This is a genomic window from Micromonospora sp. NPDC005206 (assembly GCF_040608175.1).
Taxonomy (GTDB): Bacteria; Actinomycetota; Actinomycetes; order Mycobacteriales; family Micromonosporaceae; genus Micromonospora.
This window is the reverse complement of the sequence record NZ_JBEXHU010000044.1, coordinates 1-22740: the sequence shown is the minus strand read 5'-3', so window position 1 is coordinate 22740 and position 22740 is coordinate 1. Positions and strand designations below refer to the sequence as shown.

The 22740-nt window shown below is 69.7% G+C and carries 20 protein-coding genes and 4 pseudogenes; 17 read left to right on the top strand and 7 right to left on the bottom strand.

Going from position 1 to position 22740, the window contains the following annotated elements; genetic code table 11:
- From ABZU69_RS35645 to ABZU69_RS35635, 3 genes and pseudogenes are all read left to right on the top strand, one after another.
- Positions 1 to 765, top strand: a 765-nt coding sequence (locus ABZU69_RS35645; protein ID WP_354968654.1) for a group II intron maturase-specific domain-containing protein, incomplete at its 5' end; no start/stop codon positions are given.
- 78 nt (positions 766 to 843) lie between these two features.
- Positions 844 to 1734: pseudogene (locus tag ABZU69_RS35640) on the top strand (IS256 family transposase).
- A gap of 141 nt (positions 1735 to 1875) precedes the next feature.
- Positions 1876 to 2805 carry a cation diffusion facilitator family transporter gene (locus ABZU69_RS35635; protein ID WP_354968653.1) on the top strand — a complete coding sequence of 310 codons (930 nt, stop codon included), beginning with the start codon at positions 1876 to 1878 and terminating at the stop codon, positions 2803 to 2805.
- Positions 2806 to 3859: 1054 nt separating this feature from the next.
- Here ABZU69_RS35635 and ABZU69_RS35630 read toward each other — a convergent pair.
- From ABZU69_RS35630 to ABZU69_RS35620, 3 genes are all read right to left on the bottom strand, one after another.
- Positions 3860 to 4126: an excalibur calcium-binding domain-containing protein gene (locus ABZU69_RS35630; RefSeq protein ID WP_354968652.1), complete on the bottom strand. Its 267-nt coding sequence runs from the start codon at positions 4124 to 4126 to the stop codon at positions 3860 to 3862.
- A gap of 412 nt (positions 4127 to 4538) precedes the next feature.
- The gene (locus tag ABZU69_RS35625) at positions 4539 to 4823 is read right to left on the bottom strand and encodes a LysM peptidoglycan-binding domain-containing protein (protein ID WP_354968651.1); all 285 of its coding nucleotides are present in this window, start codon (positions 4821 to 4823) and stop codon (positions 4539 to 4541) included.
- Between the two features lie 185 nt (positions 4824 to 5008).
- Positions 5009 to 5464, bottom strand: coding sequence for a hypothetical protein (locus ABZU69_RS35620; RefSeq protein ID WP_354968650.1), 456 nt, complete (start codon positions 5462 to 5464; stop codon positions 5009 to 5011).
- A gap of 124 nt (positions 5465 to 5588) precedes the next feature.
- On the opposite strand from ABZU69_RS35620, the gene ABZU69_RS35615 reads away from it, so the two are divergent.
- Both ABZU69_RS35615 and ABZU69_RS35610 read left to right on the top strand, forming a co-directional pair.
- A complete protein-coding gene (locus ABZU69_RS35615) occupies positions 5589 to 5969 on the top strand; it encodes a TetR family transcriptional regulator C-terminal domain-containing protein (protein ID WP_354968649.1) in 381 nt (126 codons plus the stop codon).
- Between the two features lie 690 nt (positions 5970 to 6659).
- Positions 6660 to 7490, top strand: a complete 831-nt coding sequence (locus ABZU69_RS35610) for an FkbM family methyltransferase (RefSeq protein ID WP_354968648.1) — start codon at positions 6660 to 6662, stop codon at positions 7488 to 7490.
- A gap of 71 nt (positions 7491 to 7561) precedes the next feature.
- On the opposite strand, the pseudogene ABZU69_RS35605 reads toward ABZU69_RS35610, so the two are convergent.
- Positions 7562 to 8056 (bottom strand): annotated as a pseudogene (locus tag ABZU69_RS35605) (IS6 family transposase); the annotation flags it as partial.
- A gap of 306 nt (positions 8057 to 8362) precedes the next feature.
- Here ABZU69_RS35605 and ABZU69_RS35600 point away from each other — a divergent pair.
- The 7 genes from ABZU69_RS35600 (at position 8363) to ABZU69_RS35570 (ending at position 16904) form a co-directional block, all read left to right on the top strand.
- Complete coding sequence (locus tag ABZU69_RS35600; protein ID WP_354968647.1) at positions 8363 to 9364, top strand: LacI family DNA-binding transcriptional regulator; 1002 nt, start codon at positions 8363 to 8365, stop codon at positions 9362 to 9364.
- Positions 9365 to 9487: 123 nt separating this feature from the next.
- Entirely contained in the window at positions 9488 to 11164 is a 1677-nt protein-coding gene (locus tag ABZU69_RS35595) for an ABC transporter substrate-binding protein (protein ID WP_354968646.1), read from the top strand.
- An 89-nt stretch (positions 11165 to 11253) separates the two neighbouring features.
- Positions 11254 to 12420, top strand: a complete 1167-nt coding sequence (locus ABZU69_RS35590) for an ABC transporter ATP-binding protein (RefSeq protein ID WP_354968645.1) — start codon at positions 11254 to 11256, stop codon at positions 12418 to 12420.
- On the top strand, positions 12417 to 13394 hold the full coding sequence (locus ABZU69_RS35585) for an ABC transporter permease (protein WP_354968644.1): 978 nt from the start codon (positions 12417 to 12419) through the stop codon (positions 13392 to 13394). Before ABZU69_RS35590 ends, ABZU69_RS35585 begins: the two co-directional genes overlap by 4 nt.
- 3 nt (positions 13395 to 13397) lie before the next feature.
- The gene (locus tag ABZU69_RS35580; protein ID WP_354968643.1) at positions 13398 to 14447 is read left to right on the top strand and encodes an ABC transporter permease; all 1050 of its coding nucleotides are present in this window, start codon (positions 13398 to 13400) and stop codon (positions 14445 to 14447) included.
- Positions 14444 to 15448, top strand: a complete 1005-nt coding sequence (locus ABZU69_RS35575) for an ABC transporter ATP-binding protein (RefSeq protein ID WP_354968642.1) — start codon at positions 14444 to 14446, stop codon at positions 15446 to 15448. The genes ABZU69_RS35580 and ABZU69_RS35575 overlap by 4 nt, the downstream gene beginning before the upstream one ends.
- 43 nt (positions 15449 to 15491) lie before the next feature.
- Entirely contained in the window at positions 15492 to 16904 is a 1413-nt protein-coding gene (locus ABZU69_RS35570; RefSeq protein ID WP_354968641.1) for a GH1 family beta-glucosidase, read from the top strand.
- A gap of 241 nt (positions 16905 to 17145) precedes the next feature.
- On the opposite strand, the gene ABZU69_RS35565 is transcribed toward ABZU69_RS35570, so the two are convergent.
- Entirely contained in the window at positions 17146 to 18408 is a 1263-nt protein-coding gene (locus tag ABZU69_RS35565; protein WP_354968640.1) for an ROK family protein, read from the bottom strand.
- 296 nt (positions 18409 to 18704) lie between these two features.
- On the opposite strand from ABZU69_RS35565, the gene ABZU69_RS35560 reads away from it, so the two are divergent.
- A complete protein-coding gene (locus ABZU69_RS35560) occupies positions 18705 to 19181 on the top strand; it encodes an HIT family protein (RefSeq protein ID WP_354968639.1) in 477 nt (158 codons plus the stop codon).
- Here the strand turns inward: ABZU69_RS35560 and ABZU69_RS35555 are convergent.
- Positions 19165 to 19755 (bottom strand): annotated as a pseudogene (locus tag ABZU69_RS35555) (IS5 family transposase); the annotation flags it as partial. The gene ABZU69_RS35560 and the pseudogene ABZU69_RS35555 sit on opposite strands and share 17 nt — an antisense overlap.
- Before the next feature lie 71 nt (positions 19756 to 19826).
- Between ABZU69_RS35555 and ABZU69_RS35550 the strand changes: the two are divergent.
- A complete protein-coding gene (locus ABZU69_RS35550) occupies positions 19827 to 20084 on the top strand; it encodes a hypothetical protein (RefSeq protein WP_354968638.1) in 258 nt (85 codons plus the stop codon).
- Positions 20085 to 20135: 51 nt separating this feature from the next.
- Here the strand turns inward: ABZU69_RS35550 and ABZU69_RS35545 are convergent, their stop codons facing one another.
- Positions 20136 to 20810, bottom strand: a complete 675-nt coding sequence (locus ABZU69_RS35545) for a DUF1524 domain-containing protein (RefSeq protein WP_354968637.1) — start codon at positions 20808 to 20810, stop codon at positions 20136 to 20138.
- Between the two features lie 256 nt (positions 20811 to 21066).
- Between ABZU69_RS35545 and ABZU69_RS35540 the strand changes: the two genes are divergently transcribed.
- The 3 genes and pseudogenes from ABZU69_RS35540 to ABZU69_RS35530 all read left to right on the top strand — a co-directional run.
- The gene (locus ABZU69_RS35540) at positions 21067 to 22113 is read left to right on the top strand and encodes an ATP-dependent DNA ligase (protein WP_354968636.1); all 1047 of its coding nucleotides are present in this window, start codon (positions 21067 to 21069) and stop codon (positions 22111 to 22113) included.
- 17 nt (positions 22114 to 22130) lie between these two features.
- Positions 22131 to 22385: a hypothetical protein gene (locus ABZU69_RS35535; protein WP_354968635.1), complete on the top strand. Its 255-nt coding sequence runs from the start codon at positions 22131 to 22133 to the stop codon at positions 22383 to 22385.
- A 20-nt stretch (positions 22386 to 22405) separates the two neighbouring features.
- A pseudogene (locus ABZU69_RS35530) lies at positions 22406 to 22740 on the top strand (hypothetical protein); the annotation flags it as partial.

Genomic DNA, 22740 nt, shown 5'->3' with positions numbered 1-22740 from the left:
CCGACCGGCACGCCGCAAGGGGGCATCCTGTCACCGCTGTTGGCCAACATCGCGTTGAGTGTGCTCGATGAGCACCTGCACCGTGAGTGGAAGCCCGGCGGGCGGATGTCGACGGAGAATCGGCGCCACCATCGGCGTGATCATGGTCAGGCGACGTGGCGACTGGTCCGCTATGCGGACGACTTCGTCGTCATGGTGTTCGGCACCCGATATCACGTCGAGGCGCTGCGCGGGGACGTCGCGGCCGTGCTCGCTCCGCTGGGACTGCGATTGTCGCCGTCCAAGACGCGGATCGTGAACATGGCCGATGGGTTCGACTTCTTGGGCTTCCGCATCCGGTGGAGACGCAAGATGGGAACCCGCGACCAGTGGCACGTCTACACGTTCATCGGTGACCGGCCAGTCCGGTCACTGAAGGACAAAATCCGTGCCCTGACACGCAGGTTGTCACAGCAAGACCTGGGAGAAACGCTGATCCGGATCAACCAGATCACGCGTGGCTGGGCCAACTACTTCCGGCACGCCGTCGCCAAACACACCTTCGACCGGCTCGCCTACTTCATCTGGTGGCGAGTTGTTCGCTGGGCCAAGGCCAAACGACGCTGGAGATGGAAGGACGTTCACCGCTGGCTGCGCACCCCGACCGGGTGGCGGACCATCACGGCGGACGGGATCGAACTGCACAACATCGCGTCGACCGCCGTTACTCGGTATCGCCGTCGCAGCAGAATCCCCACCCCCTGGGCAACAACGGAACCAGCCTGACGGCAGAAAAACCGTGGAGAGCCCGTTGCGTTGAGAGGCGCACGGCGGGTTCGGCGAGCGGTCCGCAGAAACGGGCCGGTGGCAACACCGGAACCGCGCTGCGGGCCGACTCAACTCTCCGCCCATCTGGCGGATGTGTATGACGCCGACGTGTCCCGGGAGCTGGTCAGCCGGGTCACCGACAGCGTCCTGGACGAGATGGAAGCTTGGCGGCAACGGCCTCTCGACAGGATCTACCCGGTGGTGTTCATCGACGCCCTCGTGATGAAGATCCGCCAAGGGCAGGTCGCGAACCGGCCCGTCTACGTCGTGGTCGGTATCAGCCTCGACGGGGAACGTGACGTGCTGGGCATGTGGGCCGGCACCGGCGGTGAGGGCGCCAAGCAGTGGGCCGGCCACCTCACCGAGCTACGCAACCGCGGTGTCGAGGACGTGTTCATGGTCTGCTCCGACGGCCTCAAGGGCATGACCGATGCGATCGAGCAGGCCTGGCCGCAGGCGGTGCACCAACAGTGCGTCGTGCACCTCGTGCGGGCCAGCCTGCGCTTCACCAACCGCAAGGACTGGCAGAAGATCACCCCCGCCCTACGGGAGATCTACACCGCCCCCACCGTCGCGGCTGCGGAGGCCCGTTTCGAGACGTTCGCCGCCGACTTCGGCGCCCAGTATCCGGCCGTGATCCGGCTTTGACGGACCTCCTGGGCGCAGTTCGTGCCGTTCCTGGACTACGACCACGAGGTCCGCAAGGTCCTCTACACCACCAACATCATCGAGAGCCTGAACGCCCGGTTCCGGCAAGCCGCCCGACGGCGCGGGCACTTCCCGACCGAGCAGGCCGCGATGAAGGTCCTCTACCTCGTCGTCCAGCAGAAACGTAAGGGCGGCGGGAGCATCACCGGCCGGGTCTACGGTTGGGCCAAGGCCCTCAACGCCCTGATCCTCGCCTACGGCGACCGGATCGCCATCTAACAACCTCGATCACACCGCAGGCCCAAACACGGAAATCGACACACTCCCTTGCCGAGGCTCAGCCGGCGGCTGGTGGTCCACGACACCGCGGTGCCTGTCGGTTTGTCCGCCCGGCCGACACCCGGCCCATAGCCTGGCTTCATGGCCGAGTCGGACGGGCAGTCGCAGAGCGTCCGCACGGTGATCGTGGCCGGCTCCGTCAACGTCGCTGTCGCCGTGGCCAAGGTGGTTGCGGGTCTGCTGGCGGGTTCGGCGGCCATGCTTTCGGAAGCCGCGCATTCGTTCGCCGACACCACGACCGAGGTGCTGCTGTTCGTGGCGCTGCGTCGTGGCGGCCGCCGGGCCGACCCCGCGCGCCCCTTCGGCTACGGCCGGGAGAGCTACATCTGGGCCCTGCTCGCCGCGGTCTTCACCTTCGTCAGCGGCGCCGGCTTCTCCATCACCCACGGCGTGCACGTCATCGCAACGAACAAGGAGACTGGAGACTACATCGTCTCGTACGCGGTGCTGATCGCCTCCTTCGTCCTGGAGTCGGTGTCCTTGATGCGCACGGTGCGGCAGGTACGGCGCCGGGCCAAACGCTGGGGCATCAGTCCAGCCAGGGTCCTGCGGCGCACGCCCAACACCGCCATCAAGGCGGTGTTCCTGGAGGACATCGCCGCCCTGATCGGCCTGTGGTTGGCCGGTGCAGGCCTGGGGCTCGCCGAGCTGACCAGTAACCCGGTTTGGGATGGCATCGCATCGGTCGCCATCGGTGTACTGCTCCTCGTGGTGGCCACCATTCTGGCCCGCAACAACCTCGCCCTGCTTGTCGGCCGGCCAGCAAGGGAGCCAATTCAGGACGAGATTCGCCGGGAATTGGCCGCCCTGCCAAACGTGCAAGGCATCGTGGAGCTGCTGACCCTGCAGCTCGGTCCCGACGACATTCTCGTTGTCGCGAAGATCGACTTTGCCGACCAAGTCAGGGCGGCCGACATCGAGGACCTGGCCGACGACGCCAGACGACGGCTCACCGCGCGTAACCCGGCGATCCGGTTCGTCTTCCTCAGCCCGACGGGCGCCGGCTCCTAACCTGCGGGCAGTTGATGGCGGCGGGGCAGTCGACGTTCTGCGCGCTGCGCCGGCGTCGTCGAGCAGCCGCCGCCGCGCTGCGTGGCAGTTATGCCGCCCTGTCGGGTCGACGGGGGATCAGCTTCGTGGTGGCCTCCGCGGTTGTCCGCGTGATCTCCTCCAGCACGGAGGGCCCCGCGACTAGGTTCCTCGCTCTTGGACGTTACCGGCCGCGGATTCACGGATCTGGCGGCCGGCCGCACCACCATCAGGTCGCCTGTGCGCCCCAGTTGCGCCCTTTGGGCGGCACCGCGGCGGGCCGGCGGACAGTGAGGTGGTTTGACCACCAGCAGAGCGGCCTTCAGAACGGCGGGAGATGACCGGGGGTATACCGCGACCACCGCCTCGCCCGTCCTCGCAGCTGGGCCGACCGTGGACGGGACCCGTGATCCCACGGGGTGCTATACCGGCTGCGGGCCGTCCGGGAACCGCAGGTGGTGGAGGCTCCCCGTCCCACACTCCGGAGCGGCCGAGCGCCTCAGCCTCCGGCCCAGTAAGAAACTGCGCCCCGCGGGCTACCTGGCCAGCAGGACCACCACCATCGCCAAGCACCCGAGCAGTAGGGTCATTGCGCCGAACACCGCATAGGGCCACCACTCGCCTGAGCGTTGCGGCTGTTGGGGAAGTGGCTGGGTTGGCAGGTTCCAGACGGCAGGTGCGGCAACGCCGTTGCGGCTGCCCGGCCAGCGCGGCGGCGGGGTACGAGGTGTCGAATTCGCCATAGGGATATCTCCCGACGGGCTTCATGGTGCGCTGTTCGGACCAGGTGCCGGGCGAGATCGCGGGGGTGGTGCAGTCCCGCCCGTTCGTCAGGCCGCGCACCCGACCTTTCCATCATTTACAGGCGTCGCGGAAATGTGGGCCGTTACATCTACAGTCGTCCGGCGCTGCCCCCTTCGCCGCCTTCGCCGCACTCACCGTGCGCGACCTTGGCCGGGTATGGCCAGGAGCGGCAGGGCGTAGTGGTGGGCGCAAGTGATGATCGGTTGCTCCGTTCCGCCGGGGCTGGGGCGTATCAGTCGCACACCACGCCGTCCTTGTTCCGGTCGATGTACCAGGCGTACTCGGGGTCGAGGCCGCGGTAGTACGGGCCGTAGCCGGCGGTGTTGGCCTCTTTGCAGGTGCCGAATCGCGGGTCGGTCGTGGGCGTGCCCGCACCTGCGCCGCGTGCTCTTCGGCCACCTGCATGTCGGCGCTGGCCGCCTCCAGCAGCTCCACGGTCCCGCCGCTGATGCCCTGCGGGTCGGCCATGGCCACGCCCGCTTGAGTGCCCAGCAGCCACGCGTCGGTCGTCACCTCGCGCACCGCGGCAACCGCCTTGTCAGGCGGCGCGTCGCGGCCACTGCCGGTTGGCCGCTAAAGTGCCGGGCGGTAGCAGCGATTGCAGCTAAACATCTCTCAAAGGCAAAGCGGTTCACCGTGAGGCCGGCTGGGCGTAGGCCGGCGCCGCCACGAAGCTGCGTGCTCCCAATCTGCTCCCAATTGAAGGGCAACAGCGCGAAAGCCCGTTACCGGTGGTTCCGATGACGGGCTCGCTACCTGCATATATTCATGGTGGGCGAAACTGGGATCGAGCCAGTGACCTCTACGGTGTGAAACAGGACGGCTGCACCGACTCTGACCTGCGGAAACGAGGAGCCGCAGGCAGGGGTGGGTGCCGCCGCTCGACGCCGTTCGGCGCAGTTCAGGGCCGTTCAGCGCACCCTGTTGCTCCCAACCTGCTCCCCCGGGTCGGGTTCGCGCCGGTACTGCTGTCCGCTGTCCACGCGGTTGAGGGCGAAGATGTCCGGCCAGCGGTGGGCGTCGCCCAAGCACCGCTCGGCGATCTCGGACAGGGTGTCCCCACGCTGCACGGTGTAGGTGTCTTCCCGGCCGGCCGTGACACGCGCGAGTTCGGTGCTGCTCGGCGCCGCGTGGCTGGCCAGGGTGTGACCGTCCTGCCGCGCGGTGTGGTGCACCGCGTCAGGCGAGTTGCTCATGTCGGCGTTGGCGGGCGCGGCGGCGTGGGCGGGGATGGAGCCGCCCTGGCCTGCCTTTCCGTGTTCGAGCCGTACATGGGATACCAGGCCGGATGTGACACGTGGTTGATCTGAGCGAGCTGGAACGAGAAGGCCGCTCCCAATCGACGGGAGCGGCCTTCCAGCCGGGACGAGCTGAGCAGATATCAGACGGCTGGGGCGGGCGCGCGTCGGCGGCTGACCGTTCGCACCAGGATGATGACCCAGGCCACGGCCGCGATCACGCCCGCGACGACGAACCCCGTCAGCAGCAGCCAGGTGGATTCACCCGCCGTGGCGAAGACGCCGTTGCGTGCACCGGTGTCGCGCACCGGAACGGTGTCGCCTGCCACCAGCCCGTCGGGCTCGTCGTAGAGGATGACGTCGGTCCGCTGGCCACCACCCTCGGTAGCGGCGAAGTCGCCGTACCAGGTGCAGTTGCGCCGCCCACAGTCCTCGCGGACCGCGGTGAAGGTGCCCGGCGTACCCTGGCCGGCCTTTGCCTGCCATGTCGGAACCAGATCGAAAGCGCCGAACATCAGCCCCGCGATGGCGATGACGGGCAGGCCGATCCAGACAAAAATCTTGGTCCGCCACTCGCTGATCTTGTTGGAGGTAGCCATGAGGGCGGAGGGTAGCGGGTCCCGTGAGAGCCGCGCTACCCCGAATGGCGCCCGGCGAGACCGTGCCCTCCGGGTCGCGGGGCACTCGGGTCGAGCGAGTTCACCGCTCCGCGACGGGTGTAGCTTGTTTGCCGCGGCGGGGTCGAACAACGATCGCGACGCGGGCCCGCCGGACCGGCGATCCGCCGCCGACAGGGGCTACCTGTGGGGTTCCAAACCCTGCCACTTGGCTGGCCTGGGCTTCTATGCCTGCTCGCCGGAGAACACCCGCATCTCCGAGATCCTGGCCGCCGGCCGGGCCGCCACCGAGTCCGCCCTCGAAGAACGACTGTCCCGCGCGGCGAAGGAAGGAGACCTCCCGGAAGGCATGGATGCCAGGGCGCTGGCACGATTCGTGATGGCGCTCAGCGAGGGCCACGCCGTCCACGCCGCCGCCGGCGCGAGCTGCGAAGACCTCCAAGCCTCCATCGACATCGCCCTGCGAGCCGTCGCGCTCCAGTCTTGATTGCCGTTGCGGCCCTATGCCCTGACATCGACGGTGACCTTCCTGGCGTTATTCGCTCCTTCAGGTCTCGATTGATGCCCGAATCCTGATGTCGGTCGCGTCCTCAACTCGGCTACTTGTTCAGCCCAGGTGTGTGGCGCTGGGCCCGAGCAGCCGCCGACGTTCGCCGAACGGAGGTTGACGGGCTCCAGGCCGAGACCCGCACCCGGCAGGCGACCGTTGACCGGCTCGCGCGGGGTGCCCAAGGCGGTCGACTGCCGCTGCTAGGCGAGACCACGCTGGAAGTGCTCGGCGTCTGGCGTCCGCGCCACGGCGCGGACGGCTCCGAGGAACAGCTTCCCTACGCTGCGCGGCACCAGTTGGACCCTCAGTTGCGCGCGGTCCTGGCTGCGCATTCGATCGTGCTGGAACACGGCCCCTCGGCCGCAGGTAAGTCCCGGTCGGCCGCTGAGGCCGCCCGCGGCCTGTACGACCGGCGACCCGTGGTCGTACCCGAAATCGAGCACGATGCGCTGCAGGTCCTACTTGACGCCGGTACCGTCCCGCCCGGCGCGGTGATCTGGCTGGATGACCGCTGGACGTCGCGCACTCGCGCGTGCCGTCAACGGCGACCCAAGCCGTCGCCAAGCGATGGCTACGGCCCCCCGTCTACGCCGTCCTAGGAGGCTGGGTATCTAGGGGTACCCGCCAATGGACGCGAATCGCCCTCGCGTTGTTCCGGACGCGACTACGGTCAGACCAGTGGTCGATGACCTCAGCACGGTGGAGGCACTCAAGGCGGACCCAACCCTGTCCGGGTTGCGCCGCTCCCTGGAGGCGTACTACGGCGACCCGGCCCGCGAGGCGGCGATGGACGCGTTCTACGCGCCCCTGGTCCGCCCAGGAGACCTGGTCTTCGACGTCGGCGCGCACGTGGGCGACCGGCTCGGCAGCTTCCGGCGGCTGGGCGCCCGCGTGGTGGCCGTCGAACCGCAACCGCTCTGCACCCGGGCCCTGCGCGCCCTCTACGCGGACGACGACCGGGTGACCGTGGTGGAGGCGGCGTGCGGGGCGTGTACCGGGCCGGTGCGGCTGCACGTCAACTCGGCGAACCCGACGATCTCCACGGCGTCGGCGGATTTCCTGCAGGCCGCCGAGGGTGCCGGCGGCTGGGAGGACGAGATCTGGGACGTCGAGATCGAGGTGGCCGGAACCACACTCGACACCCTGGTCGCGGCGCACGGCGTGCCGGGCTTCGTAAAGATCGACGTGGAGGGATTCGAGGACGCCGTGCTGGCCGGGCTGAGCCGCCCCCTGCCGGCGCTGTCCTTCGAGTTCACCACCATCGAACGGGACCTGGCCGCGCACTGCCTGGACCGGCTCACCCGGCTGGGCTTCACCAGGTTCACCGTGGCGCTCGGCGACGAGATGGCGTTCGCCCTCGATGGCTGGCGGCCGGCGGGCGAGGTCGCGGCGTACCTGCGGGCGCTGCCCCACGAGGCCAACTCGGGCGACGTCTACGCCCGCGCCCGGCCCGCCTGACCCTGCCCTTGCCGGAAACCTCGTCCGCCCAGGTCACGCGGCATGTTCGTACTCGTGAAGGATTTCTGGCTGTGATCAGCCTCTATCGGATTGTTCGCGTACTGCTCGACGTGGTGCCACGCCGACGGGATCAGCTCACCCAGCACGCCGGGGTAGACCGCAGCGGCGTCGGTGACGACCTCCGCGGGCGTCACCTTCAATGTCGACAGCGCCCGGCGGAAGAACAGCCGCGCCGGCGTCCCGGCGGGCCGAGACGAGCACGTCGATGACCTGCCCGTACTGGTCGACCGCGGTACACATACCGCCAAACTCCGTTGACCTTGACGTACGTCTCATCAACGAGCCACCGCCTGACGAGTGCCGGCAAAAGCGGGCCGCGTCGCCCGGCAGCGGCGTGAACCGCTGGACCCACCGGTAGACGGTGACGTGATCAACTCCACGCCGCACTCGACCAGCAACTCCCCAACGTCGCGATAGGACAGGTTGAACCGCAGATACCAGCGGACCGCGACCACGATCACCGACGGCGGGAACCGGAACCCGGCGAACGCCGACTTCGGAGGCAGCCACGGGCCAGTTCGGGCCGATGACGTCACTGCTCAAGCCTGCCTCGATCTTCCCAACGCTCAGCGCAACGGAGCCGTAGGCGCCGGCACTCCCCGCTGACGACCCGGCTTCCTCGCATCGACGCTGGCCACACCCTGGATCGGCCGCGCTGTCCATGGGCACTTTTTTCAGGTGTCGAACTTAGCCATGTTTCGTTACCCGTCCGTTATTGACGTGACCGCCGCCACTTCGGTTGACTGCGACGGAACCGGTTCCGCAACCGGTTCCGACACAACCCCCTCACCCCTTCGACCCGGGAGCGTGACGTGCCGACCACCATCGCCGACGTGGCCGCCCGCGCGGGAGTGAGCAAGACGACGGTCTCCCGGGTGCTCAACGGCAAGGGCGAGGTGCGCGTCCGCACCGCCGACCGGGTCCGCGCGGTCATCAACGCCCTCGGGTACGTGCCGAGCGCCCGCGCGGTCGGCCTGGCCCGCGGGCGTACCCGGGTGGTCGGCATGCTGGTGCCCGCCCTGACCTGGCCCTGGATGGGCGAGGTGCTCCAGGGCGCGGCCGACGTGGTCGAGGCCGAGGGGTACGGCATGCTGCTGTTCACCTGCACCCACGGCGACGAGTCGATGCGGCGGTTCGCCTCCCAGGTCTCCGCGAAGTCCTTCGACGGCCTACTCGTGGTCGAGCCGGAGGGCACCCTCGACTACATCACCGAGCTGCACGAGCGCGGCCTGCCGGTCATCCTCATCGACGACCGCGGCCACCAGCCCGGCTTCCCGTCGGTGCGCACCACCAACGAGTCCGGCGCGCGAGCCGCGGCGGCGCACCTGCTGGCGCACGGGCGGAAGCGGCCGCTGGTCGTCACCGGCCTGAGCCGCTTCGGCTGCACCCGGGAGCGGCTGGCCGGCTTCGCGGACGGCTACGCCGACGCCGGCCTGCCCATCGACCCCGCCCTCGTCGTGGAGGGCGACTTCACCTTCGAGTGCGGGCGGGTCGCGGTGGAACGCCTGCTCGCCGACGGCGTGCCGTTCGACGCCGTCTTCGCGCACAACGACCTCTCCGCCGCCGGGGCGCTCCAGGCGCTGCGCGACGCCGGCCGGCGGGTCCCGGACGACGTGGCGGTGGTCGGCTTCGACGACCTGCCCCTGGCCGGGCACACCCACCCACCGCTGAGCTCGGTCCGTCAGCCGTTGCGGGAGATGGGGGCGGCCGCCGCCCGCACGCTCATCGCCCACCTCGCCGGCACGCCGCTGCCGGACACCCCGACCGTCATTCCCACCAACTTCACCGTCCGCGCCTCGACCGGCGCTACCTGACCTCGCCACCGCTTATCCACCACCCGCACCGGCGGGAGCACCGCGCCCACCGGTGGCAACACCGCACACCCTCCATCCACCACATCCCGCTCGAGGATTGCGGGAGCACCGAGGGAGACCTCCATGAGAAGAAGGCAGTTCCTCGCCGTCGCGCTGGCCGGCGCGATGGCCACCGGCGTCGCCGCGTGCGGCGACAGCCCGAACGCGAACAAGAAGAACGACCAGGCGGCGACGGTGCTGAACGTCGGCATGCCGAACGGCCCGCAGGCCGAGAACAACAACCCGTTCCTCACCACGTCCGCCGCGGCCTCGCTGGGCTACCGCTGGCAGATCTTCGAGCCGCTGATGATGTGGAACCCGGTGAAGCCGGCCGACCCGTTCAAGCCGTGGCTGGCGACCAAGGCCGAGTGGTCATCGGACTACACCTCGGTCAAGGTCACTATCCGAGACAACGCCACCTGGTCGGACGGGCAGAAGGTCACCGCCGAGGACGTCGCCTTCACCTACAACCTGGTCAAGAAGTACCCGGCGCTCAACGACCAGGGCGTGCCCTACACGGACGCGACCGCCAGCGGCGACGAGGTCACCATCAAGATGGCCACTCCGCAGTTCGTGAACCAGCAGAAGGTGCTGTGGCGGGTGCCGATCGTGCCCAAGCACATCTGGGAGAAGATCAGCGACCCGACGACCGACACCGTCAAGCAGCCGGTCGGCAGCGGCCCGTACACCCTGAAGTCGTTCACCCCGGCCAGCATGACCCTGGCGGTGCGCGACAGCGGCTACTGGCAGGACCTGCCGAAGGTCAAGGAACTGCGCTACACCTCCTACACGGACAACAGCGCCCAGACCACCGCCCTGGCCAACGGCGAGTCGGAGTGGAGCTTCGTCTTCATTCCCAACTACCAGACGGTCTTCGTCGCCAAGGACCAGGCCCACCACAAGGTGTGGGCCCCGCCGGTCCTGGGCATCCACGGCCTTTACCTCAACACTACGAAGAAGCCGTTCGACGACCCCACGCTGCGCCGCGCCATGAGCATGGTCATCGACCGCGAGGACATCTTCACCACGGCGGAGGCCGGCTACTTCCACCCGCTGGTGAAGAGCGTGACCGGCCTGCCCAGCCCGGCCGGTGACTCGTTCATCGCACCGGAGTTCAAGGGCCAGGAGCACAAGGTCGACGTCGACGGTGCCAAGGCGCTGCTCACCAGCGCCGGCTACAAGCTCGACGGCAACACCCTCAAGGACAAGACCGGCAAGGCCGTCACGGTCAAGCTGACCGACCCGGCCGGGTGGTCCGACTACCAGACGAGCCTCGAGATCGTAAAGGACAACCTGTCGAAGATCGGCATCGCCGCCACGGTCGACAAGGCCAACCAGGACGCCTGGTTCCGCAACGTCGAGCAGGGCAACTTCGAGGCGACCTTCCGGTGGACCGAGAGCGGCGCCACGCCGTACGACATCTACCGGACGGTCATGGACGGCCAGCAGCTCAAGCCGATCGGCACCGCCTCCCCCGCGGGCAACTTCGGCCGATTCAACAACTCCGAGGCGACCGAGGCGCTGAAGGCGTACGCGAACGCCACCGACGAGGCGGCCCGCACCGCCGCGATGAACACTCTGCAGAAGGTCTTCGTCGACCAGATGCCGATGATCCCGGTCGGCGCGGACAACATCGGCGGCGCGTACAGCACGAAGAACTGGACCGGCTGGCCGGACGACTCGAACCCGTACGGCGCCATGCAGCCCACCCAGCCCAACGCGCTGGACGTGGTCCTGCACCTGAAGCCCGCCGGTAGCTGACCCCCGCACCGCCTCCCCGGTCGGCCCCAGCCGACCGGGGAGGCGGCACCCGATGTTCGTGACCCCGCAATCCCAGACAGGAACTCGGCATGACGTTGAGCGAGAGCGTGGCGGCGCCGGCCAACGAGGTGGTGCTCGAGGCCGTCGGCCTGACCAAGCACTTCCCCGTCCGCAGGCGGCTGCGTGACCTCTTAACCCGGACGCCGGCAGTCGTGCACGCCGTCGACGACGTATCGTTCGCGCTGCGTCGCGGCCGGGTGACCGCGCTGGTCGGGGAGTCCGGCTCCGGCAAGTCCACGGTGGCCCGGCTGCTGGCCCAGATCTACCCCCGCACCGCCGGCGACCTCCGCCTGCATGGCACGTCGACCAGGGTGCGCGGCGGTCGTCCGTTCCGGTCGTACGTGCGGCGGGTCCAGCTGATCCTGCAGGACCCGTTCGCGTCGTTGAACCCGGTGCACACCGTCCGTTACCACCTCACCCGGTCGCTGCGGATCCACGGCAACGCCGGGCGCGGCGCCGAGGAGCTGGAGGCGGCCCTCAGCAAGCTGCTCACCCGGGTCAGCCTCACCCCACCCGAGCGCTACCTGGACGCCTTCCCGCACGAGCTCTCCGGCGGCCAGCGGCAGCGCGTCGCCATCGCCCGGGCGCTCGGCGCCGACCCGGAGGTGCTCCTCGCCGACGAGCCGGTCTCCATGCTGGACGTCTCGATCCGCCTCGGCGTGCTCAACCTGCTCCAAGACCTCAAGGAGCGGCTCAACATCGCCATCCTCTACATCACGCACGACATCGCCTCGGCCCGCTACTTCGCCGACGAGACGATCGTGATGTACGCCGGCCGGATGGTCGAGGGAGGCGACAGCGAGACCGTCACCCAGAACCCGGCCCACCCGTACACCCGGCTGCTCACCGATTCGGCGCCGGACCCCGAGCGCATCACCGGCGACTGCGCCGGCGTCGACGCGGCCGCCGGGGAGGACCGCGGTCAGGGCGAACCGCCGAGCCTGATCACCCCGCCCGCCGGCTGCCGGTTCCACCCCCGATGCCCGTACGCCATGCGGCGCTGCACGGCGGACCTGCCGCCACGGCTGACCATCGGCGACCGGCTCGACCACTGGGCGGCCTGCTGGCTCTACGACCCGGCCACCGTCGCCGCCGACACTCCCGGCTCCGCCGCGCCCGACGCCGACCCGGCCGTGCCACCGCCCCCGGCGGCGATCGAGCGGGACGACACCGCCGCCCCGGGGGAAACACGATGAGATTCCTCCTGCAGCGCACGGCCTTCTACCTGTTCACCGCATGGGCGGCCATCACGCTCAACTTCTTCATCCCGCGGCTGGTCCCGGGCGACCCGGTGCAGTCCCTCATCTCGCGCAACCAGGGCCGGATCAGCGCCGACGCCATCGAGTCGCTGCGCGTGCTGTTCGGGCTGGACGCGAACGAGAACGTCTGGGAGCAGTACCTGCACTACTGGGGACAGCTCCTCCACGGCGACCTAGGGCTGTCGTTCACCTTCTTCCCAGCGCCGGTGTCGACGGTGATCGGCGACAGCCTGCCGTGGACGGTCGGCCTGGTCGGCATCACCACGATCATCAGCTTCCTCCTCGGCACCGCGCTCGGCGTCGGCGCCGGCTGGCGGCGCGGCTCCTGGGTCGACGGCCTGCTGCCGGCCACCACGTTCCTGTCCTCGATCCCGTACTTCTGGCTGGGCCTCGTGGCCATCGCCCTGTTCGCCGGCCCGGGAAGCTTCTTCCCGTCCTCCGGCGGCTACGAGGCGGGCCTGGTGCCGGCGTTCGACCAGTACTTCATCCCGAGCGCGATCCAGCACAGCATCCTGCCCGCCGCCACCATCCTGGTCTCCTCGATGAGCGGATGGATCCTCAGCATGCGCAACATGATGGTCACCGTCTCCTCGGAGGACTACATCACGGTCGCCCACGCGAAGGGGTTGTCCGAGCGCCGAGTCGCCCTCAGCTACGCGGCCCGCAACGCGCTACTGCCCAACGTCTCGGGCTTCGCCCTGTCGCTCGGGTTCATCGTCGGTGGCACGCTGCTGGTGGAGATCGTCTTCTCCTACCCCGGGCTCGGCTACCAGCTCTTCCAGGCCGTTGGCGCCAAGGACTACCCGCTGATGCAGGGCATCTTCCTGATCATCACGATCTCCGTGCTGGTGGCGAACCTGCTCGCCGATGTCGCGTACCTGCTTCTCGACCCGCGGACCCGAAAGAGCTGAGCGATGACAATCTCACCGTCGAGCATCGAGCAGGTCATCCCCGGTCAGGGGGCGATGGCCCAGCCGTCGGCCGCGCCGGGCCGGGCGAAGCGGCGCCGGTTCCGGTTCATCGCCAATGCCAAGGCCGCCACGGGGCTGGTCATCCTGGGCATCTACTGCCTTTTCGCGGTGATCGGGCCGTGGGTGGCGCCGTACAACCCGGACGCGCGCAGCGGCGACGTGCTCCAGGCGCCGTCGCTGCGGCACTGGTTCGGCACCACCCACCTCGGTCAGGACATCTTCAGCCAGATCCTGGTCGGCGCGCGCAGCGTCATGGTGGTGGGACTGGTCGCCGGCGTGCTGGCGACGATCCTGTCCATCCTCATCGGCGTGACCGCCGGATACATCGGCGGCGCGGCCGACGAGGGTCTGTCGGCCCTGTCCAACGTGTTCCTGGTCATCCCCGCGCTGCCGCTGATCATCATCGTGACGTCGATCGTCGAGCAGGCCAGCGACACGCTTGTCGCGCTCATCATCGGCTGCACCTCGTGGGCGTGGGGCGCCCGGGTGCTGCGCGCCCAGACGTTGTCCCTGCGGCGCCGCGACTACGTCGAGGCGGCCCGGGCCACCGGCGAGCGGCCGTGGCGCATCATCCTGTTCGAGATCCTGCCCAACCTCACCGCGATCATCGCGTCCGGCTTCGTCGGCACCGTCATCTTCGCCGTCATGTCGGAGATCACCCTGGCCTTCATCGGCATCTCGTCGATCTCGTCCTGGAACTGGGGCACCATCCTGTTCTGGGCTCAGGGCCAGCAGGCCCTCGCGCAGGGCGCCTGGTGGTGGTTCGTCCCGGCCGGGCTGGCCATCGCGCTGCTCGGCACCGCCCTCGCCCTGATCAACTTCGGCATCGACGAGTTCGTCAGCCCCCGGCTGCGCAGCGTCGGCAGGACCCGGATCCGCACCGCCGACGGCCGCAGCGTGCGGATGCGGGTCGGCTTCACCCCCGTGCTGGCCCCGACCCCGTCCGTCCCGACGCCACGGGCTGCCACCACCCGAGAGGACGTTGTGCGATGAGCGATCCGGTGCTGGAGATCCGTGGACTGCGCGTCGACTACGGGCTCGGCGACGCGGCGGTGCACGCCGTCCGCGACGTCGACCTGACCCTGCACCGGGGCGAGGTGCTGGGGCTGGCCGGGGAGAGCGGCAGCGGCAAGTCCACCCTGGCGTACGGGCTGACCCGGCTGCTGCCGCCGCCCGGCGTGGTCAGCGGCGGCCAGGTCGTCTACCACCCGGTCGACGGCCCGCCGGTCGACGTGCTGACCCTCAGCCCGGCCCAGCTGCGGCAGTTCCGCTGGGCGGAGACCTCGATCGTGTTCCAGGGCGCGATGAACTCGCTGAACCCGGTGCACAAGGTCTCCACCCAGTTGCTCGACGTGATCAAGGCGCACGAGCCGCGGAGCACGGCGACGAGTCGGCTGGCCCGGGCCCGGGACCTGCTCCGCCTGGTCGGCATCGCCGCCGACCGGCTGGACAGCTATCCGCATCAGCTCTCCGGCGGGATGCGGCAGCGGGTCATGATCGCCATGGCGCTGGCGCTGGAGCCACAGGTGGTCATCATGGACGAGCCGACCACCGCGCTGGACGTGGTGATGCAGCGGCAGATCCTCGGCCAGCTCGCCGAGTTGCGGGATCGGCTGGACTTCGCGGTGCTGTTCATCACCCACGACCTGTCGCTGCTGGTCGAGTTCTCCGACCGAATCGCCATCATGTACGGCGGCCGGATCGTCGAGGAGGCGCCCGCCGCGCAGCTGTACGGGCAGGCCCTGCACCCGTACACCGAGGGGTTGCTGCACTCCTTCCCGGCGCTGCGCGGCCCGCGCCGCGAGCTGACCGGCATCCCCGGCTCCCCGCCGGACCTACGGGCCATGCCGGAGGGCTGCGCGTTCCACCCGCGCTGTCCGAAAGCGTTCGACCCGTGCGACAAGAAGGTGCCGGCACTGGGAGCACCCGGCAGCGACCGAGGCCGGGCCGTCGCCTGCTGGCTGCACCCCGGCGCCACGCCGGTCCCCCACTGACCTCCCTCGTCCGACCGAACTACCCGCAACCGCGAGGAGAACCATGGACACCGACCTCACCCGCCCGACCACCACCGGGCAGGCCGACCCGATCGACACCCTCCCGCCGACCTTTCGGTGGGGGGTGGCGACCTCGTCGTACCAGATCGAGGGCGCGGTGGCCGAGGACGGCCGGACGCCGTCGATCTGGGACACCTTCTGCCGGGTCCCCGGGGCGGTGGCCAACGGCGACCACGGCGACGTGGCCTGCGACCACTACCACCGGATGCCGCAGGACGTCGCGCTCATCGCCGACCTGGGCCTGGACACCTACCGCTTCTCGGTGGCCTGGCCGCGGGTGCAGGCGGGTGGGCGCGGGCCGGCCAACCCGGCCGGACTGGCCTTCTACGACCGCCTGGTGGACGAGCTGCTGGGCCGCGGGGTCGACCCGTGGGTGACGCTCTACCACTGGGACCTGCCGCAGGAGCTGGAGGACGCGGGCGGCTGGCCGAACCGGGACACCGCCTACCGGTTCGCCGACTACGCGGAGCTGGTCTTCGGCGCCCTGGGCGACCGGGTGAAGACCTGGACCACGCTGAACGAGCCGTGGTGCTCGGCGATGCTCGGGTACGCGTACGGCAACCACGCCCCGGGCCGGCGGAACCTGGGCGATGGGATCGCCGCGGCGCACCACCTGCTGCTCGGGCACGGGCTGGCGGTGCAGCGGCTGCGTGCGGCGGCGGCCACCCCGATCGAGCTTGGCCTGACCGTCAACCTGTCCACCGCCGACCCGGCCACCGACAGCGCGGCCGACCGGGACGCCGCCCGGGCCGCCGACGGGCTGGGCAACCGGCTCTACCTCGATCCGGTGTTCCGCGGCTCCTACCCGCAGGACGTGGTGGCCGACCTGGCCGCCGAGGGGGTCCGCGTCCCGGTGCAGGAGGGCGACCTGGAGGTCATCTCTGCCCCGATCGACGTGCTCGGCGTGAACTTCTACTTCGGGCAGGTCCACTCCGGGGTGGACGAGCAGGGCCGGGACCGGGACGAGCACGGCAAGCCGGTGCGCCGGGTGATCCGCCGGGACCTGCCGCGCACCGCGATGGACTGGGAGATCGTGCCGGAGTCCTTCACCGAGCTGCTGGTCCGGCTGCACCGGGACTACCCGGGCGTGCCGCTGGTGATCACCGAGAACGGGGCGGCCTTCGACGACAAGCCGGATGCCGACGGGTTCGTGGCCGATGACGACCGGGTGGCGTACCTGACCGAGCACCTGCGGGCGGTGGCCCGGGCCCGGCAGGCCGGCGCGGACGTGCGCGGCTACTTCGCCTGGTCGCTGCTGGACAACTTCGAGTGGGCGTACGGCTACGACAAGCGGTTCGGCATCGTCCGGGTGGACTACGACACCCAGCGGCGTACGCCGAAGCGCAGCGCGCAGTGGTACCGCGACACCGTCCGGCGGGTGCGCGGGGAGCGCTGACCCGGCCGCTCGGGGCGGCCGCTCGGGATCTCCCGGGCGGCCGCACTGGCCGGCATCCGCCTGCCAGCCCGTCCAGGGTGACAATCATCAAGGATGCGGTCGGTCGATATTTCGCCTCGTTTGTGGTGACCGCCACGGGCGAGCCCGCTGCCGCCGGACAAGGCCGAGGTGGGCCCAGCAGAAGCCCTCCCGTCCTGAACCGGGGCCGGGTCGGCGGCACTCCCGCCGCGGGCCTGGTGGCTCAGCGGGTCCGCGACCGGGGCCGCTGCGCCGGCCGCGCCGGCGCCAAGGTCACCCGGGCGGCCGGCTCGCGCGGCACGCCGCCGTCGCGCAGCAACCGGGCCATCGGCAGGGTGGCCGCGCCCATCGCGACCGCGTCCGGTCCGAGCCGGCACAGCTCGATCGAGGTCTGGGCGTACGGCTGGCGCAGCGCGTGCCGCGCGGTGACCTCGCGGATCCGCGGCAGGTAGCGCTCGCCCAGGGCCAGGCCGGCCCAGCCGCCCAGCACCACCCGCTCGGGGTTGAACAGGTTCACCAGGTTCGCCACCCCGGCGCCGAGGTAGCCGACCGTCTCGTCGAGCACCTTGGCGGCGGTGCGGCTGGTGGCGCGCAGCAGTTCGCCGAAGGCGGTCTCCTCGTCGCCGCCGGTCGCCGGGCGACCGCGGTTGGCCTGGCGGAACCGGTCGAGCACCCCTTCCGCCCCGACGTAGGCCTCGAGGCAGCCGAGGTTGCCGCAGCGGCAGCGGCGGCCCCCGTACACGATGGTGGTGTGCCCCCACTCGCCGGCGCTGCTGTGCGCGCCGCGGTAGCCCACGCCGTCGGCCATCACGCAGGCCCCGACGCCGGAGCCGACCAGGGCAACGACCGCGTGCCGGACGTCGCGGCCCGCGCCGAACCACATCTCGGCCTGACCGAGGGTCTTCGCGCCGTTGTCGATGTGCACCGGGATGTCAGTGCCGGCGCGCAGCATGGCGCCGAGTGGCACGCCGTCCCAGCCGAGGGTCTGCGCGTGCACCACGGCGTCGGCGGCGCGCTCGACGGTGCCGGACACGGCGACGCCGAAGCCGAGCACCGCCGCCGGGTCGATGCCGGCCTGCTCGATCACCGCGGTGAGACCGTGCAGCAGGTGGCCGGTGACCTGCCGAGGGTCGGGCTCGGCGGCGGCGATCGGGTACTCCGCCTTGGCGAGGGCGGTCATCGCCAGGTCGAAGAGTTCGACCTGCACCCGGGTCTCGCCGACGTCGGCTCCGACCAGGTAGCCGTAGCCGGGGGCGACCCGCAGCAGCACCCGCGGGCGGCCACCGTCGGACTCGACCAACCCGGCCTCCTCGACCAGGCCCTCGGCGATCATCTCGCCGACCAGGTTGCTCACGCTCGCCAGGCTCAGCGCCGTGGACTGCCCCAGCTCGGGGCGGCTCAGCGGGCCGTCCAGCCAGATCCGGGTCAGCAGGACCGACCGGTTGGCACGACGCATGTCGCGCACGGTGGTGCGTCTGGCGTCCACGTCCGCCGCCATCCTCTCCCGGCCGCCCCGGCGGCCTGCTTCACGCCGTGAACCAAGTGCTGACAGATTACTGCGAATTCACATTTAACAAAGTTAACTGCTAGCCTCCGGCGCATTGATCAAGAGGCATGTCATGCGACTTAGACGTGGGTTGACCGCCGCGCTCGGCGGCGTCGCGCGGCTCGCCGCACCGGGCTCGCCGCCCCGGTGGCCTGCTCCGCGCCGGCCTAGGCTAGGTCGCGTTTCAGAAGTCGTCGAGCTCTTGCATTGACCCGCTGTTGTCTACTGTGCCGATCATGAACTGTTGGGTGTGTGACAACAATGACCGGTTTGACGTGCTGCCGGAGTGGGAGCGGATCGCTGCAGATGAGTATTGGCGGGTGGCGCATGCGATCGACACTGCACTGCCCGGATGGCTGGTCCTCATCCCACGCAGGCATGTCACGTCCATCGCCGACTTGACCGATGCCGAAGCTGCGGACCTCGGCGCCTGGCAGGTGCGCCTGTCTCGTGCGTTGGGGACGGTGACTGGGTGCATGAAGACCTACGTGGTGCAGTTCGCTGAGAAGGAAGGCGTCAGCCACGTCCACTTCCATGTCGTCCCGCGGATGGCCGATCTTCCTGACGATCGGCGTGGCGGTGGGGTGTTCGGGTACCTGGATCCCTCACGCGAACTGCGCGTGGGCGACGAGCACAAGAGCGAACTCACGCTGGCGTTACGGGCACATCTCCAATCGGTGGGTATGGCTCGCAGTGCTACAGCCACTCATTGATCGCGGCGACGTGGATGGTCGCCTGGTAGCGGACTGCGAGCTTGTCGTACCGGGTGGCCAGGCCGCGGTGGCGCTTGAGCCGAGTGATGCCGCACTCGACGGCGTGGCGCTGCTTGTAGATCTCAGGGTCGAAGGACGGTGCCCGACCGCCCTTCGACCCCTTCCTGCACCTGTTGGCGGCCTGGTCGTCCTTGATCGGGATCGTCGCCTTGATCTCGCGCTTTCGCAGGTGCTCGCGGTTGAGGGCCGAGCTGTACGCCTTGTCGGCCAGGACCCGGTCCGGGCGGGTCCGCGGACGCCCACTCCCGGCCCGCGGCACCCGGATACGAGCCAGGACCCGGGTGAACTGGGGGCTGTCACCGCGCTGCCCACCGGTCACCACCACCGCGAATGGTTTCTGGCCTTGCTCGCCGCCCAGGTGCAGCTTGGTGGTCAGCCCGCCGCGGGAACGACCCAGGGCGTGGTCGGCGGGTTCGTCCTCGACGCCGCCGGGCGGCTCCTTCTGCTCCTGCGGCCGGGTCCGGGCGCCGGCGGCATGCTGGTGGGCACGGGTGATCGTGGAGTCGACGCTGACGTGAGGCTCTCAAGGTTGGCGACGTCGCCACCCCGCACCCACCGGCGATCGAACACTTGTACGATGCGCTGGTGGAGGACGTGGCGGGACGCTGGTGGAACGGCATCTGGGGGCGCTTGGGCCGCCGGGATGTGTGGCTGACCCGTGAGGTCCGGTGGAAGGTCGTCGCTCGCGCTGGCGACAGCGAGAACGGGCGGGTGCTGCGCTGGGAGTTCGACACGGAGGCGGATGCTCTGGCGATGGTCAAGCGCCTCCTGGCCGCCGACGCGGGCGGCCAGTGGCGCAAGCAGGCTGGCGACAGCGCACCGTCTTCGCCACAGCAGGCATAGTCCGGTCGGCGGGGCGTCCCGCGGGACGCGCCACCGACCCGGTGGGCTGTGTCAGGAGCTGCAGGTGTTGAGCATGCTCTGCAGGGCAGACTTCTCCGACGACTGGAGGGTGAGGCTCCAGTTGTACTTCACGGTGATCCACATTTTGCTGTAGGTGCACCGGTAGGAGGACAGGGACGGCTGCCAGGTGGAGGGGTCCTGGTCGCCCTTGGACTGGTTGACGTTGTCCGTCACCGCGATCAGTTGGGGGCGGGTGAGGTCGTTGGCGAAGCTCTGCCGGCGGCTGGTCGTCCAGGAGTTGGCGCCGGAGCGCCACGCCTCGGCGAGGGGCACGACGTGGTCGATGTCGACGTCGGAGGCCGCCGTCCAGGTCGCGCCGTCGTATGGGCTGTACCAGCGGCCGGAGGTGGCCGCGCAGGAGCTGTCGACGGCGACGGAGGTGCCGTCGCGCTTGAGGACCTGCTCGCGGGTGTTGCAGCTGCCACTGATGGTGATCCAGTGCGGGAACAGGTCCCGCGAGTAGCCGCTGGTGGAGCCCTGCGCCGCCACGGTCAGGGCGTTGAGCTGCGACTGCGCCGTCGCCTTCGACGGGATCCCGGAAGGCGTGGCCGACGCCGGCTGCGCGCTGACGCCGACCAGACCGGCGCCCGCGAGCGCGGCCAGGACGACTGCGGCGGCGTAACGCGTGACGCGTGGGAAACGGGCTGAGACTTGGGTTACCCGCATGGGGGCCTCCTCGGCTGGGTGGACGGCAACCGTCTCTGACGATCATGGCCATCGAAGGGCGTGTTTGTGAAGAGGCGAGGAAGCAGCTACGAAACTTCGAAGCGCTTCGCTGGCCTGCAGACACGAGCTGGGCGCACCCGGCGGGACCTCGCCCTGCTTCTCGTTCCGCTACCGCCATCGACCGTTCGGCATCTTCCAGCGCCACCCCTGTGCGCGCCTCAACCATGAGAGAGGAGGTGAGCGAAATTCGAGTTCGATGTCGTGGATCGGTCTTGCGGTGACTCCGGCCCGCCGGCGTGGCGGCACCACCGAAGGGCTGCGTCCGCCGCTCACGCCGATGCTGGCGAAAGCCGTCGATGCTGTCCCTGAGGCATCGGATCTGGCCTACGAGCCGAAGTGGGACGGCTGGCGGGCACTGGCCTTCCGCCGGCCCGACGGCGTGTACCTGCAGTCCCGAGCCGGCCGGGACGTCACCACCTACTTCCCCGACATCACCCGAGCCGTCACCGCAGCCGTCGAGCCGGGTGCCGTCCTCGACGGCGAGCTGGTGGTGTGGGAAGGCGAGCGCACCAACTTCGCCCACCTGCAGCGACGAGTCACCGCCGGCGCGCAGCTTCCGGACATCGCCCGACCCCACCCCGCGCACTACGTCGTCTTCGACCTGCTCAGCGCCCCACCGGGCCGACCACTACTGGACCGACCCCTGCACGAACGACGTGCCCTGCTCACACAACTGCTCGCCGACGCACCCGCCCAACTCACCCTGTCCCCACAGACCGCCGACCTCGACCAGGCCGCCGAATGGTTGACCACCTGGACCGCCGCGGGCATCGAGGGCGTCGTGATCAAACGCCTCGACGGGCGCTACGAGCCGGGCCGGCGTGGCTGGCGGAAAGTCCGGGCCTACCGCACCACCGAAGCCATCATCGGCGGCGTCTCCCCCAGCATCAACAACCCCGAGACCCTCCTGCTGGGCCGCTGCGACCAGCACGGACGGCTCCGCTACACCGGCCGATCCAGCCCGCTACGACCGGTACAGCGCGCCGAACTGGCTGGCCTGCTCATGCCCGTCGACCCGACGGGGGCACACCCGTGGCCGCAACCTCTACCCGCCGCGTGGACCGGGCAACTTGACCGGCCCCAACCTCTCCCGTACGCCCCCGTCAGTCCCATCTTCGTCGCGGAAATCGACGTTGACACCGCCTACGAACATCACCGGTGGCGACACCACGTCCGCTACTTGCGGTTACGAGCGGACATGTCAGCGTCCGAGGGGTCTGTAAGAAGAAGGTGTAACTCCTGATCAAGGAGCAGCACCTGATGTCCGACACGACGATAGCCGTGGATACTTCTGCGGTGGCGAAGAAGAGCAACCCGGCAGGTAAGCCGGCGGACGGCGTGGACGCCGAGCTGGTCAGCCGCCTGGTCGAGCAGGCCCGCGCAGCGGGCCTGCAGCTGGTCAGCCGGTGCGCGGCCGGATCCCGGATGGGCCATTGCGGCTTGCTGAGGCGAGGGCGCATCTGGAGCGCGAACTGCGCGACCATCAAGCGAAGCTCGACCGCAGGGCCGCGTTGATCGCTGCGGGGAAGAAGCCGATGGGTGCTCCGCCTGTCCCGACCGAAGAACACACCCGGATCGTGAGAGCCCGCCGGGTCGTCGCTGCAGCCGAAACCGCGGCGACAGCGGCTGGCAATCACCAGGCTCCCGCAAAATCTCTGCCGAAGACCGTTGCGAACATCACCGATCCGGACTCGCGGGTGATGCCTACCCGTCGCGGGTTCCTCCAGGGTTACAACGCGCAGGTCGCGGTCACCAGCGACCACGTCATCGCCGCGGTCGATGTGAACCGCAACCCCAACGACATGGGATCGTTCGTGCCGATGATGACCGCCGCGGTCGCCGCTGCCGCTGCGGTGCACCAGGCAACCGG

Excerpts from the sequence above, each read along its gene's own strand:
- ABZU69_RS35635 (WP_354968653.1), top strand. The coding sequence starts at position 1,876 with ATGGCCGAGTCGGACGGGCAGTCGCAGAGCGTCCGCACGGTGATCGTG.
- ABZU69_RS35625 (WP_354968651.1), bottom strand. The coding sequence starts at position 4,823 with ATGAGCAACTCGCCTGACGCGGTGCACCACACCGCGCGGCAGGACGGT.
- ABZU69_RS35620 (WP_354968650.1), bottom strand. The coding sequence starts at position 5,464 with ATGGCTACCTCCAACAAGATCAGCGAGTGGCGGACCAAGATTTTTGTC.
- ABZU69_RS35610 (WP_354968648.1), top strand. The coding sequence starts at position 6,660 with ATGGACGCGAATCGCCCTCGCGTTGTTCCGGACGCGACTACGGTCAGA.
- ABZU69_RS35595 (WP_354968646.1), top strand. The coding sequence starts at position 9,488 with ATGAGAAGAAGGCAGTTCCTCGCCGTCGCGCTGGCCGGCGCGATGGCC.
- ABZU69_RS35590 (WP_354968645.1), top strand. The coding sequence starts at position 11,254 with ATGACGTTGAGCGAGAGCGTGGCGGCGCCGGCCAACGAGGTGGTGCTC.
- ABZU69_RS35585 (WP_354968644.1), top strand. The coding sequence starts at position 12,417 with ATGAGATTCCTCCTGCAGCGCACGGCCTTCTACCTGTTCACCGCATGG.
- ABZU69_RS35580 (WP_354968643.1), top strand. The coding sequence starts at position 13,398 with ATGACAATCTCACCGTCGAGCATCGAGCAGGTCATCCCCGGTCAGGGG.
- ABZU69_RS35575 (WP_354968642.1), top strand. The coding sequence starts at position 14,444 with ATGAGCGATCCGGTGCTGGAGATCCGTGGACTGCGCGTCGACTACGGG.
- ABZU69_RS35570 (WP_354968641.1), top strand. The coding sequence starts at position 15,492 with ATGGACACCGACCTCACCCGCCCGACCACCACCGGGCAGGCCGACCCG.
- ABZU69_RS35560 (WP_354968639.1), top strand. The coding sequence starts at position 18,705 with ATGAACTGTTGGGTGTGTGACAACAATGACCGGTTTGACGTGCTGCCG.
- ABZU69_RS35545 (WP_354968637.1), bottom strand. The coding sequence starts at position 20,810 with ATGCGGGTAACCCAAGTCTCAGCCCGTTTCCCACGCGTCACGCGTTAC.
- ABZU69_RS35540 (WP_354968636.1), top strand. The coding sequence starts at position 21,067 with ATGTCGTGGATCGGTCTTGCGGTGACTCCGGCCCGCCGGCGTGGCGGC.
- ABZU69_RS35535 (WP_354968635.1), top strand. The coding sequence starts at position 22,131 with ATGTCCGACACGACGATAGCCGTGGATACTTCTGCGGTGGCGAAGAAG.